The 13,462-nt window shown below is 33.0% G+C and carries 11 protein-coding genes and 3 pseudogenes; 7 read left to right on the top strand and 7 right to left on the bottom strand.

Annotation, left to right across the window (positions count from 1 at the left end):
- The first annotated feature begins 52 nt into the window (after positions 1–52).
- The 7 genes and pseudogenes from P5P87_RS07285 (at position 53) to P5P87_RS07255 (ending at position 9,363) form a co-directional block, all read left to right on the top strand.
- Positions 53–1,430 (top strand): annotated as a pseudogene (locus tag P5P87_RS07285) (glucoamylase family protein).
- Between the two features lie 6 nt (positions 1,431–1,436).
- Positions 1,437–2,150 carry a carboxylesterase family protein gene (locus P5P87_RS07280; protein ID WP_278022089.1) on the top strand — a complete coding sequence of 238 codons (714 nt, stop codon included), beginning with the start codon at positions 1,437–1,439 and terminating at the stop codon, positions 2,148–2,150.
- 10 nt (positions 2,151–2,160) lie between these two features.
- Positions 2,161–4,462 (top strand): annotated as a pseudogene (bglX, locus tag P5P87_RS07275) (beta-glucosidase BglX).
- 92 nt (positions 4,463–4,554) lie between these two features.
- On the top strand, positions 4,555–5,211 hold the full coding sequence (locus tag P5P87_RS07270) for a glycerophosphodiester phosphodiesterase family protein (RefSeq protein ID WP_278022088.1): 657 nt from the start codon (positions 4,555–4,557) through the stop codon (positions 5,209–5,211).
- 147 nt (positions 5,212–5,358) lie between these two features.
- Positions 5,359–7,275, top strand: a complete 1,917-nt coding sequence (locus P5P87_RS07265; protein WP_278022087.1) for a discoidin domain-containing protein — start codon at positions 5,359–5,361, stop codon at positions 7,273–7,275.
- Between the two features lie 163 nt (positions 7,276–7,438).
- Positions 7,439–8,830: a M20/M25/M40 family metallo-hydrolase gene (locus tag P5P87_RS07260; protein ID WP_278022086.1), complete on the top strand. Its 1,392-nt coding sequence runs from the start codon at positions 7,439–7,441 to the stop codon at positions 8,828–8,830.
- An 8-nt stretch (positions 8,831–8,838) separates the two neighbouring features.
- Positions 8,839–9,363, top strand: coding sequence for a PsbP-related protein (locus P5P87_RS07255; protein ID WP_278022085.1), 525 nt, complete (start codon positions 8,839–8,841; stop codon positions 9,361–9,363).
- Between the two features lie 79 nt (positions 9,364–9,442).
- Here P5P87_RS07255 and P5P87_RS07250 read toward each other — a convergent pair whose 3' ends face one another.
- The 7 genes and pseudogenes from P5P87_RS07250 to P5P87_RS07220 all read right to left on the bottom strand — a co-directional run bounded on the left by P5P87_RS07250 (position 9,443) and on the right by P5P87_RS07220 (position 13,381).
- Positions 9,443–9,745: a hypothetical protein gene (locus P5P87_RS07250; protein WP_278022084.1), complete on the bottom strand. Its 303-nt coding sequence runs from the start codon at positions 9,743–9,745 to the stop codon at positions 9,443–9,445.
- Between the two features lie 6 nt (positions 9,746–9,751).
- Positions 9,752–9,910 carry a hypothetical protein gene (locus P5P87_RS07245; protein ID WP_278022083.1) on the bottom strand — a complete coding sequence of 53 codons (159 nt, stop codon included), beginning with the start codon at positions 9,908–9,910 and terminating at the stop codon, positions 9,752–9,754.
- Positions 9,904–10,203, bottom strand: a complete 300-nt coding sequence (locus P5P87_RS07240) for a hypothetical protein (protein ID WP_278022082.1) — start codon at positions 10,201–10,203, stop codon at positions 9,904–9,906. Before P5P87_RS07240 ends, P5P87_RS07245 begins: the two co-directional genes overlap by 7 nt.
- An 88-nt stretch (positions 10,204–10,291) precedes the next feature.
- Positions 10,292–10,966, bottom strand: a complete 675-nt coding sequence (locus P5P87_RS07235) for a YiiX family permuted papain-like enzyme (protein ID WP_198856139.1) — start codon at positions 10,964–10,966, stop codon at positions 10,292–10,294.
- A gap of 99 nt (positions 10,967–11,065) precedes the next feature.
- Positions 11,066–11,971, bottom strand: a pseudogene (locus tag P5P87_RS07230) (hypothetical protein).
- Between the two features lie 19 nt (positions 11,972–11,990).
- On the bottom strand, positions 11,991–12,809 hold the full coding sequence (gene kdsA / locus P5P87_RS07225; protein ID WP_278022081.1) for a 3-deoxy-8-phosphooctulonate synthase: 819 nt from the start codon (positions 12,807–12,809) through the stop codon (positions 11,991–11,993).
- A gap of 230 nt (positions 12,810–13,039) precedes the next feature.
- Positions 13,040–13,381: a hypothetical protein gene (locus P5P87_RS07220; RefSeq protein ID WP_198856137.1), complete on the bottom strand. Its 342-nt coding sequence runs from the start codon at positions 13,379–13,381 to the stop codon at positions 13,040–13,042.
- Positions 13,382–13,462 lie beyond the last annotated feature (81 nt).

Below are 13,462 nucleotides of genomic sequence, written 5' to 3'. Positions count from 1 at the left end.
TTCAGATTTCCTGAGGGAAGTGATTATTTATCAAAAATCTTAAATTTTTATAATGGTTAGAATTTCAGTTTTATTTTTAGCTTTTGCTTTTTTTAGTTGTGGATCAAAGGAAGATAAGTCAAAAGAAAATGTACAGGAAAATACTTCTGGCGTTACTGCATTAACAGATGAGCAGCTTTTAGATGCTGTTCAAAAACAAACTTTTAAATACTTCTGGGATTATGCAGAACCAAATTCTGGATTAGCCAGAGAACGTTATCATCCAGACGGAGTTTATCCTGAAAACGATTCAAATATTGTAACAACAGGTGGCTCAGGTTTCGGATTAATGGCTTTAGTTGCAGGAATAGATAGAGGATATGTGTCTAAAGAAGAAGGAGTAAAAAGATTAGACAAAATTGCAGATTTCCTTGCAAAAGCAGATCGCTTTCATGGAGCGTGGTCACACTGGATTGACGGAAATACTGGAAAGGTAAAACCTTTTGGGACTAAAGATAATGGAGGAGATTTAGTTGAAACATCATTTTTAGTATCAGGATTTATTACTGTTCGAGAATATCTAAAGACAGGTAATGAAAAAGAGAAAGCTGTTGCGAGCAAAATATGATGCACTTTGGAAAGGTGTTGATTGGCAATGGTACACAAATCAAAAAAATGTCTTATATTGGCACTGGTCTCCGAGCTATGCTTGGGAGATGAATTTCCCACTACAAGGATATAACGAATGCCTTATTACTTATGTAATGGCAGCATCTTCGCCAACTCATACAATCGATGCGAAAGCATATCACGAAGGATGGGCGAGAAGCGGTGGCATAGTTTCTTCAAAAACAAAATACAATATCCCACTTATTTTAAAGCACAACGGTGCAGAAGAATTTGGCGGTCCATTATTTTGGGCTCATTATTCTTATGTAGGTTTAGATCCGAATCAGTTAACAGATAAATATGCTAATTATTGGGATTTAAATGTAAATCAGACTAAAATCAATTATGAGTATTGTGTTCAAAATCCAAATAAAAATGCAGGTTATGGTCCAGAATATTGGGGTTTAACAGCTTCTTATTCTAGAAACCCTGATGGATCAATTGGATACAACGCACATATGCCAAGCAATGATCAAGGTGTAATTTCGCCAACGGCAGCAATCAGCTCAATTGTTTACACGCCAAAAGAATCGATGGCCGTAATCAGAAATTTATACGAAAATCATAAAGACGAAACTTGGGGAGATGCTGGTTTTTATGATGCTTTGAGTTTAGGAAATAAATGGGTTGCAAAACGTTATTTAGCAATTGATCAAGGTCCTGAAGTTGTAATGATTGAAAATTACAGAACAGGCCTATTATGGAAATTGTTTATGAACGCGCCAGAAGTAAAACAAGGTTTAACAAAACTTGGATTTAAATCTGGAAAATACGGAATTTAAGTCTCTATGAAAAATACATTAGCATTTATATTTCTGTTGTTTTCTGTAGTTGTTTTTGGGCAGAGTGAAACAACTGGGAAAATCAATACGGTTATAATGTCTAAATACGAACTGGGTTATGTTTTGCATCGTCCAGCGAATGTTAAGGAGAAGAAGCCATTAATTGTTTTTATTTCGGGTGATGGAGAAAAAGGAACCGATTTAGAAAAGGTAAAAATTAATGGGCCTTTAAAATATTTAAAAACGAACCAATTAGATGCTTATGTTTTGGCTCCACAATGCAAAGAAGACGAAAATTGGGATATAGAATCAATTTACCAGCTGATTGTGAAAATTCAGAAAGAAAATAAAATTGATTCAGAAAGAATATATGTTACTGGTTTAAGCTCAGGAGGTTGGGCTTCATGGAATTTGGCTTTTGCACATCCTGATCTATTTGCCGCAAACGTACCTGTCGCTGGCTTTGTAGATTTAATTCAGTTAGAAAAAGCATGTGAAATAGCCAATATTCCAACCAGAATTTTCCACGGATTACAGGATAATGTGGTAAATGTGAATTATGCAATCACAATTTATAATGAATTGAAAAAATGTAATGCAAAAGATGTAAAGCTGACCATTTTTGATGATGCAAATCATGACAGCTGGACAAGAGTTTATGATAACAAAGAGATCTACGACTGGATGTTTCAGCAAAGAAAAACGAATACAAACAAATAAATAGAATAGAATGAAAAACAAATTAGTCTTACTTTTTTTAGGATGCGCTGTTTTGGGTTATGCTCAAAAAAAGCCAGCTAAAAATACAGTGAAAATTAAACCAAAGTCTGAATTTGTGGCGGAATTAATGTCAAAAATGACTTTAGACGAGAAATTGGGTCAGTTAAACTTGCCAACATCTGGTGATATTACCACTGGGCAGGCAAACAGCTCAAATGTGGCAAAAAATATTGCTGAAGGAAAAGTGGGCGGTTTGTTCAACATTAAATCAGTTCAAAAAATTAAAGAAGTACAGAAAATTGCGGTTGAAAAAAGCCGTTTAAAAATTCCGTTGCTTTTTGGTATGGACGTTATTCATGGTTACGAAACAACATTCCCAATTCCGTTAGGATTATCTTGTACTTGGGATATGGGCTTAATTGAAAGAAGTGCTCAAATCGCCGCAAAAGAAGCAAGCGCAGACGGTATCAACTGGACATTCTCTCCGATGGTTGACATTTCTCGTGACCCAAGATGGGGAAGAGTTTCTGAAGGTTCAGGAGAAGATCCATATTTAGGAAGCCAAATTGCAAAAGCAATGGTTAATGGTTACCAACAGCACGATCTTACTAAAAATAACTCAATCTTAGCTTGTGTTAAACACTTCGCATTATATGGTGCTCCAGAAGGTGGACGTGATTATAATACAGTTGATATGAGCCACATCAGAATGTTTAATGATTATTTTCCTCCTTACAAAGCTGCAGTTGATGCAGGTGTAGGTTCGGTTATGGCTTCTTTCAACGAAGTTGACGGAATTCCAGCAACAGGTAACAAATGGTTAATGACAGATGTTTTAAGAAAACAATGGGGCTTCAAAGGATTTGTAGTAACCGATTTTACAGGAATTCCTGAAATGATTCCTCACGGAATGGGTGATTTACAGCAAGTTTCTGCTTTAGCATTAAACGCTGGAGTTGAAATGGATATGGTTGGAGAAGGTTTCTTAGGAACTTTGAAAAAATCTTTAGATGAAGGAAAAGTAAAAATCGAAACAATCGATAACGCTGTAAAACTTATTTTAGAAGCAAAATATGATTTAGGTTTATTCCAAGATCCATACAAATATTGTGATGAAAAAAGAGCTAAAACTGAAATCTTTACAACAGATAGCAGAAAAGAAGCACGTGATATTGCGACTCAATCTTTAGTTTTATTAAAAAACCAAAATCAGTTGTTGCCTCTTAAAAAATCTGGAACAATTGGTTTAATCGGGCCATTGGCAGATGCTAAAGAAAACATGCCAGGAACTTGGAGTGTGGCTACAAAAATGGAAAATGCTGTTTCATTATTGAGAGGTATCAAAGAAGTAGCTGGAACAGGAACTAAAGTTTTATACGCTAAAGGAAGCAATTTAGATTACGATGAAACTTTTGAAACTAACGCCACAATGTTCGGTAAAACATTACACCGTGATGCTCGTACAAAAGAAGAATTATTAGCAGAAGCTTTAAAAGTTGCTGAACAATCTGATGTAATTGTTGCTCGCTTTAGGAGAATCTGCAGAAATGAGCGGTGAATCTAGCAGCCGTACAAACTTAGAAATTCCACAAGCGCAAAAAGATTTATTAAACGCTTTATTAAAAACAGGAAAACCAGTTGTTTTGGTTTTATTTGACGGACGTCCGTTAGTAATTACTGACGAAGAAAAAACAGTACCTGCAATTTTAAATGCTTGGTTTGCTGGTACAGAAGCTGGTTACGCTATTGCTGATGTTTTATTTGGAGATGTAAATCCTTCAGGAAAATTGACTTCAACTTTCCCAAGAAGCGTGGGACAATTACCAATTTACTACGCACACAAAAATACAGGAAGACCACTTTCTAACACAGAAGGAAAATTTGAAAAATTCAGATCAAATTATATTGACGAAAGAAACGAGCCATTATTCCCATTCGGATTTGGTTTGAGCTATACCAATTTCGATTATTCAAACTTGAAAATTTCTTCTGATAAGATGGATTCTAACGGAAAATTGAAAGTAACTGTTGATGTAACAAACACTGGAAATTTTGACGGAAAAGAAACAGTTCAATTATACATTAGAGATTTAGTTGGTTCAGTAACTAGACCAGTTAGAGAATTGAAAGGTTTCCAAAAAATAGCACTTAAAAAAGGTGAAAAACAAATAGTAAGTTTTGATATTACTGTTGAAGATTTAAAATTTTATAACTCTGATTTACAATTCGTAGCCGAGCCTGGGCAGTTTGATATTTTCGTTGGAGGAAATTCAAACGCTGATAAGAAAGTTAGTTTTGAGTTAACTAAATAGTTGGTTTATTTGATTAGTTAAAAGCCCTTCGTTTGGAGGGCTTTTTTTCTAAAATGAATAACCTTTTTTGTAATTTTTTAACTACGATTATTATGAATAAAATTAAAATATTTAGTGCAGTGTGTCTTATTGCTTTTTCATTTTGTAATGCACAAAAGAATGCAATTGTAGCGCATCGAGGTGCATGGAAAAAAAACAATCTTCCCGAAAACTCAATTGCATCTTTAAGACATGCGATTGATTTAAAATTGCCAGGTTCAGAATTTGATGTATGGAGAACTGCAGACGATTCGCTTGTTATTAATCACGACGCACATTACAACAAACTGCTTATTGAAGAAACGAATTATGTAGATTTGATAAAATTTAAACTTTCTAACGGAGAAAAACTTCCAACCCTTCACGAATATATTTCAGAAGGAATGCGTAATAATAAACACACTCTTTTAGTGTGCGAAATTAAACCTTCGGAAATTAGTAAAGAAAGAGGACAAAAAACTGCTGTAGCAGCTGTCGAAACCATTAAAAAACTAAAAGCCAATAAAAATACCTGCTACATCAGTTTTGATTATGATATTCTAAAGAAAATTAGAGAAATAGATTCTAAAACCTCTCTTCAATATTTAGAAGGAAATAAATCTCCAAAAGAAGTAAAAGCAGATAAAATTAATGGGGTTGACTATCACTATTCTGTTTTTCAAAAACACCGGAATGGATACGGGAAGCTAAAGACAATAAGATTATCTTAAATGCTTGGACTGTTAATGACGCAAAAGATATGGATTGGATTATAGCTCATAAATTCAATTACATCACCACAAATGAACCTGAACTTTTAAAGGAAAGAAAGGAAGTCAAAAACTAATCTTCTTAAACTTTATTAAAGAAATCTAACCATGAAAAAGATATATAAACAACTTACGCCGATTTTGTTTTCGATGCTTTTCGGAAGCACTCTTTTGGCTCAAAATTCTGGTAAAACAGAATGGTTTGACCCTAGCAGACCCGCAACAACCTATTGTAATCCGATAAATATTGGATACAATTTTACGACTCATAATCACAACGGAATTCCAGAATCACGCCGTTCAAGCGCCGATCCTGTAATTATTACTTATAAAGGCGAATATTATTTATTTGCTACCAATCAGGCAGGTTTCTTTTGGAGTAAAGATATGTCAGACTGGAATTTTGTTTACGGAAGTTTTCAAAGACAGCCAGGCGACGACGACCAATGTGCTCCTGCAGCTTGGGTTGTAAACGATACATTATTTTATGTTGGTTCAACTTGGAAAAGAGACCATCCAATTTGGAAAACAGCTGATCCAAAATCAGGAAGATGGACACGTCATGTAGATAAAGCAATGCTTCCAACTTGGGATCCTGCAATTTTTCAGGATGATGATAAAAAAGTATACATGTACTACGGTTCAAGCGGAAAATTACCACTTGTTGGAGTAGAAGTTGATTATAATACTTGGCTTCCAAAAGGAAATCAGGCTGATTATGCAACTTTGTATAAAGCGACAGAAGTAGAGGATATTCAAAAACCTTACGGACAAATTAAAGAAGTTGCCATTTTAGATCCTTCAGCTCACGGATGGGAACGTTTTGGGCCAAATAATGATATGGAACCTGCACCTTGGGGAAATTTTATTGAAGGAGCTTGGATGACCAAACATAACGGAAAATATTATATGCAATACGGAGCTCCTGCAACAGAGTTTAAAGGTTATGCAAATGGAGTTCATGTGGGAGATAATCCATTAGGGCCGTTTACATATCAGAAACACAATCCGATGTCATATAAACCAGGCGGATTTGTAATTGGAGCTGGACATGGAAACACTTTTGCCGATAATTATGGAAACTACTGGAATACTGGAACATGCAAAATTTCTATTAAAGATCGTTTCGAACGTCGTATAGATATGTTTCCAGCAGGATTTGATAAAGATGATGTAATGTATTCTATTACAGCTTATGGAGATTTTCCAATTGTATTGCCAACAAGCCAGCGTGATCAAACTAAAGGTGCTGCTTCAGGATGGATGTTACTTTCGTATAAAAAGCCAGTAACTGTTTCTTCTTCTGAGGAATGTATGGAAGTGGAAACCCATAGAATGGATAATGGAGGGAAAAAAGTATATGAGAAGTTCTGTTACGGACCAGAAAATCTAACAGATGAAAACATTCAAACCTATTGGTCGGCAAAAACTAATAATCTGGGAGAATGGCTTCAAATGGATTTAGGTCGTCAAATGGAAATAAATGCTTTGCAGATTAATTACGCAGATCATAAAGCGACACAGTTTAATAAAGCAATGGATATTTATTATCAATATAAAATCTTTATGTCTGACAATGCTAAAAATTGGACTTTGGTAGTAGATAAATCTAAAAACGATAAAGATGCACCTCACGATTATGTAGAACTTACAAAACCGATCAAAGCGCGTTATATCAAAATGGAAAATATTCACAATGCATCTGGTTTATTTGCAATCTCTGATTTCAGAGTTTTTGGAAACGGATTGGCGACAAAACCAAAATCGGTGGCTTCTTTCAAAGTAGATAGAAACAAAGCAGATTCTAGAAACGCTATGATTTCATGGAAAAAACAAGCAGATGCAATTGGTTATAATATTTATTATGGAATCGAACCAGATAAATTGTATAACAGCATTATGGTTTATGGTGACAATACGTATGATTTTAGAGGTTTGGATAAAGGCACAAAATATTATTTTACAATTGAGCCTTTTAATGAAAACGGAATCGGAACAAAAAATAAGATTATTGAAATAAAATAATCTTTATTTGCAAAATATGTAAAAGCTGTTATTACAGATTGAATAATCTGTAATAACAGCTTTTTTTGTTAAAAGATTAAAGAAAAGCGTTCAACTGTCAATAATTTTGTTCCTTTGTGAATGTGCCAAAAGCACTATAAACTCCAAAATTACTATCAAAACTATGAAAAAAACAATTCTTTTAACTGCATTAGTTTTAAGCGGATTGACATCTTTTGCACAGACAAATGATGAAAAAAACATCAAATTATTTTACAAAAAAGCTTTAACCGAGTCAAAATGCTACACATGGTTAGAATATTTATCTAACGATATTGGCGCTCGTTTGTCTGGATCTAAAGGAGCAGAACAAGCAGTTGAGTACACTAAAAGACAATTAGAAAGTTTAGGGCTTGACAAAGTTTATTTACAAGAAGTTATGGTTCCTCATTGGGTTAGAGGAGAAAAAGAAACAGCTTATATTCTTGATGGAAAAGTAAAAACTAATGTGCCAATTTGTGCATTGGGTGGTTCTGTTGCAACAGCAAAAACAGGTCTTACTGCAGAAATAATCGAGGTTCAAGGAATTAAAGAATTAAACGAACTTGGTGCAGATAAAGTGAAAGGAAAAATTGTGTTCTTTAACAGACCAATGAATCCTGAAAATATTGAAACTTTTACTTCTTATGGAGCTTGCGTTGACCAAAGATATGCAGGAGCAAAAGAAGTCGCAAAATTAGGAGCGGTAGGAAGTATTGTTCGTTCAATGAACTTGCGTTTGGATGATTTTCCTCATACAGGAACTCAAAGTTATGGAGATTTGCCAAAAGAGCAATATATTCCAACAGCGGCTATTAGTACAAACGGTGCAGAATTATTAAGTAAAACTTTAAAAAGAAATCCAGCTTTGAAATTTTATTTCAAACAATCTTGTGAAACTTTACCAGACGTATTATCTTATAACGTAATTGGAGAATTAACAGGAACTGTAAGTCCAGAAAATATTATGGTTGTTGGAGGACATTTAGATTCTTGGGATTTAGCAGATGGTTCTCACGATGATGGAGCAGGAGTAGTACAAAGTATGGAAGTGATTCGTATTTTGAAAAACTTAAACTATAAACCTAAAAATACAATTCGTGTTGTATTGTTTATGAACGAAGAAAACGGCGGAAAAGGTGGTGCTAAATACGAAGAAGTTTCAAAACAAAATAAAGAAAACCACATTTTTGCTTTAGAAAGTGATTCAGGAGGATTTTCACCAAGAGGGTTTTCAATTGAAGCTGATGATGCTAATTTGAAAAAAATTCAAGGTTATAAAGATCTTTTTGAACCTTATTTAGTGCACAGTTTTACAATTGGTCACGCAGGTTCAGATATTAGCCATTTGACTTCTCAAGCAATTGTAAAAGCAGGTTTAAAGCCAGATTCTCAGCGTTATTTCGATTATCATCACGCGGCAAACGATAAATTTGATGCAATCAATAAAAGAGAGCTTGAGCTTGGAGCAGCGACAATGACTACATTAATGTATTTATTAGACCAAAACGGAATCGAGACTAAAAAAGCTAACTAAGATTTATTTTGAAGCTGTTTTTAAATTTTATCACTATATTATTTGTAACATTCGTATTTGGACAGCATAAATCTGAAGATGCCTCTGGGAAATTATATATAAGCGAAAAAAAATATTCTGTATTATTTCCTTATAACTGGCATCTTCAACAATCAGATTCTTTGCAAAAGAAGTTTATGCTTTTAAGCGAAAAAAGTTCGGCAAATGATAATTTTATTGAAAATGTAAGTTTACGGATTTCTGATCTTGGATATTCAGGAGTTAAAGCAAAAACAGTAAAAAAGATAATTGATAAAAGATTCGGAGTAAGCGGCGAAATTATTTCTAATCGTAAGGTTGTAAAAAACGGTTTGCAGGGACAAGAAATTGTTTACAAGCAATTAATGAGTAATGGTGTTTTCGGTACTATTTTGCAATATTTTTTTATTAAAGATAGAGATTTATACATACTTACTTTTTGTAGTAAAAGTGAAGATTACTTGTCATATATGCCCGTTTTTCAATACATGTATGAGAATTTTGACATAAGATAAAATAGCATGTGTCTATCAAAAAAAAGCGACAATCAAGTATTGATTGCTGTTTTTTTTTGATAATTAGTATCGATTGAGATTAAAGTTTCATTACAATCAAATAAAATAAAAAGAGGATAGGAATATTAGAAAGCAAGATTAAAATTTTGATTCCGATATCTTTTCGCTGATGAGGTAAATGGATAAACTTTTCCATCAAATGAAAAAACATTATAATATTAACTACAATAGCGACTAAAGCAAATGGCCATGCAATAACCAAAACTATAGAGTTTGCATTTGAAACAATATAAAGAATAAACAGAATTGTGCTGATTATAAATGTACCAACAGCCAATTCAATAGATTGTTTTTCTTCAAAAGGGGTGTGAATTGTTTTCATGTGTTTTTAAATTTTAAAAGTTTGCTGAATAGTTTGAACAGGCATAAAAAGCATTTTTGAAAAATCGAGATAATGAAATGCATTTGCTTTTCTTCCTCTTTTAAATTGATGAATAAAATAGTTGATACGTTTCGGATAAAAAATAGTTCCAGTTGCTATTACCATAAACAGATACAAGCTTTTTTTCCGTTACCAAGCAGATAATACTGCATGCCAATTTCTTCATAAACCGAAACGCCAGTATTAGTCAAAACATGGATAATGTCGTGATCTTCGAGTTTTTCCTGAATATCAAAATGGTTTTTGTAGAGAAAACTTCCCAAGCCAAATCCTAGACTTTCTTCGGGATAATCCATTAGAGTGTTTTTATCAATATTCCAAGGATCATTTTTCTTAAAGTATTTTTGATATGGTTTTTTAGAACATTCATATAGTTTTTCAATTAAATAATCTCTCATAGTGTAGGTTTAAAAGTTCTTTGAATTTCAAAGTAAATAGCTAAATAAAAAAGCTAGAGACGATAAAGCAATCTAGCTTTTTACAATATTAATAAGTGTCAATTATTGTTTTTAATATATTAGAATCTGCAAGGTCAGAAGGAGCAACGACTTTTTCTTCTAATGGAATATCATTGCCATAACGCTCTTTTAGTATTTTTTGAACTCTCGGATCTTGCAAATTAAAATCTTTCAACTCTCTAAGTTTAGACAATTCAATTCCGGCAGCATTTTTATAAATCTTCCAAATCAATTCAGAGCAATATATTCTGTTGTCAGTCCATTCAAAATAAGCATCATATTCTTTACCGTCAAATTGCTGGCTGTAATCTTTCATTTTTTGCAAAACTTCAGGTTTTAAAATGCTATCATCTTTTAGTCGTTTAACAACATATTTACTATCCTTTCCATGTTTAATCCAATCTTCTAGCGGAGTAAGTTTTACAGGCTGAACAGCTTCAAAAACAAACCATTTTCCATTAATGTCGTAAATAATTCCGCAGTGAGAAAATTTTGAGTTTGTAGCAATACGAACTGCTTCACATTGTTGAGATTCTGAAGTCTGAAAAATAAGATCTCCATCTTTAAACTTGCTTGTTATTGTTTTTTCTTCTTTATTTCCCGTAAACGGATTATTAGGAAAAACTTTTATTGCTACAAATAAGGCACAACCAAAGCTCAAGAAAAAAGTAATAATGGGAAATAGATATTTTTTGTTTTTCATAAAGTGTAGTTTAAAGTACTTTGAGTTGCAAAGTAAGTAATAAAAAAAATAGTCGCCAAATAAAATGACAGCTATTTTCTAAATATATTTTACGAAATATTAGATTCTAAATATACCTCCAACAGCAATAATTCGTTGAAAATAAGTAAAATGTTGAGACGCTTTATCTTCATTACTTGTTGTAGTTTTGATATCCGGCATGTTGATATAACCTCCTTTTAACTCTCCTTGAACATAAAAATGTTTGAAAAAAGTAATGTTAAGACCTGCTTTTGCAGAAACCCCATAACCAGAAACATGAAAATCATCATGACGTTCTTTACCTAAAATAGTAGTGTTGGTTTTTGGATATAAAACCCCGGCGCCAATACCTTCAGTTAAGTTAATCTGAACTTTATCAATATTTGGCAAACCAAACCATTCCGAGATATCATCAAATCTTGCAACTTCCGTATTAATGTAGTTTAAACCATCTGTATGTTCGTACATTAAAAAAGCTGGACCGTTTACATTTATTTCACCTTTGCCATAACCACCTTCTTTAGCTCCACCTTGAGACATATCTACAGGTGTGTTATTGTAAGTGCCATTGTAAATTGATGCAGGATCATCTGCAGGTAAATTGATGTTTCCAGTAACATTTGCAATTTGATTTTGTGCCATTACATATTTCATGTGGTCAACACCAATTGTAACACTGTAATGATCGCTAAAAAGTAACCCAATCTCAAATTTGTCTGAGGAATTGTCATATTAGCAGGATTAATATAATCAACATGCCATCCTTTTGGTTTGTCATGAGCTGCCATATTTTCAACTGTAAAGTTGTAATCCTTGCCCCTAAAGTTTACATCAGATTTTGAGTAACTTTCTCTATTACCACCCCACATAACAAAGAATTTTCCTTTGTTGTGAGCAGAGATATTTTTGTACTGGTATTTCTTCCTGAGCAAATGTGTTTAAAGAAACACAGATCAGTAAGAAAAATAAAATTTTTGTTTTCAAAGAACTTAAGTATTATAATTTAAAATGCGTTAACTGTTTTTCTGATGGCAACTAACTTATTCATTAGGCCTTCAAAATAGTCTAAATGAAGCATATTAGCACCATCACTTTTTGCGTTGGCAGGGTCAAAGTGTGTTTCTATAAAAATACCATCAACACCAACTGCAATACCTGCTTTTGCTACTGTTTCGATCATGTCAGGTCTTCCGCCTGTAACTCCAGCTGTCTGATTTGGCTGTTGTAAAGAATGTGTTACGTCTAGAACTGTAGAAGCATATTGTCGCATAGTAGGAATACCTCTAAAATCTACAATCATGTCTTGGTAGCCAAACATTGTACCGCGGTCAGTAACCATAACATTTTCATTATTACAGTCTAAAACTTTTTGAACAGCGTGTTTCATGCTTTCTGGACTCATAAATTGTCCTTTTTTCAAGTTTACTACTTTTCCAGTATTTGCAGCGGCAACAACAAGATCTGTCTGACGAACTAAGAATGCTGGAATCTGTAACACATCTACGTATTGAGCGACCATATCAGCATCTTCGTTAGTATGAATATCTGTTACAGTTGGAACATGAAAAGTTTCTGAAACTTTTCTTAAGATTTTTAAGGCTTTTTCGTCTCCAATTCCAGAAAAACTGTCAATTCTAGAACGGTTTGCTTTTTTAAAAGATCCTTTAAATACATAAGGAATCTGTAGATTGTCGGTAATACCAACTAGTTTTTCAGCAATTCTAAGAGCCATTTCTTCTCCTTCAATAGCGCAAGGTCCCGCCAATAAAAAGAAATTCCCGCTATCAGTATGCTTAATTTGTGGAATATGTTGTAAGTTCATAAAATTATTTTTTTGCAATGCAAAGGTAGTTATGATTTATGAATAGCAGATGAAGATTTAAGATTATTTTAAGAAGTCGAATAACTGGCTACGAGCTTAGTAGAATTAATGAATTGCTAAAATTTCTTTAAAATGATTAAATGCTTTTTCCGAGGCAATATTAAAGCATGAAAATAAACTGATAGATGACATTTGTCATGTTCTGAAGTTTTACAGTTTAATATTGTTTTTTAGTTTTCATTAACACGTCTTTTTAATTTATTTTCTCTCCATCTTTTAATTAAAAATTGTATTGCGATAATCAAAATCAGAATAAAAAGAAAAAAGAAACAAGCCATTGCCATTCCGACAAGCGGCATTCCGCATCTGACAGGATTTGGTTCATATAGTTTCGCAAGATTATAATCGGCAATATTAAAAGCTACAAAAGAGAGTATAATTTGCAGAACAAAATTAATCCAAGAAATGATGCTGAATTTAAAAGAAGTGGGCTTATAGATTGAAAATGTTCCTAATATTATTTGGGATAATATTGGTAAAATAATAAGTATTAAAGGTAATATATTTAGCATTTTATAATCATAGATGAATACTTAAGAAAGAAATTAAAGAAAGAAATGTATTACAAATGTAAAAATTGTTCAGCAAAATCC

Source organism: Flavobacterium ginsengisoli (genome assembly GCF_029625315.1).
GTDB lineage: Bacteria > Bacteroidota > Bacteroidia > Flavobacteriales > Flavobacteriaceae > Flavobacterium > Flavobacterium ginsengisoli.
Note: the sequence above shows the minus strand (reverse complement) of the source record. Positions and strands in the feature narration are given on the sequence as shown.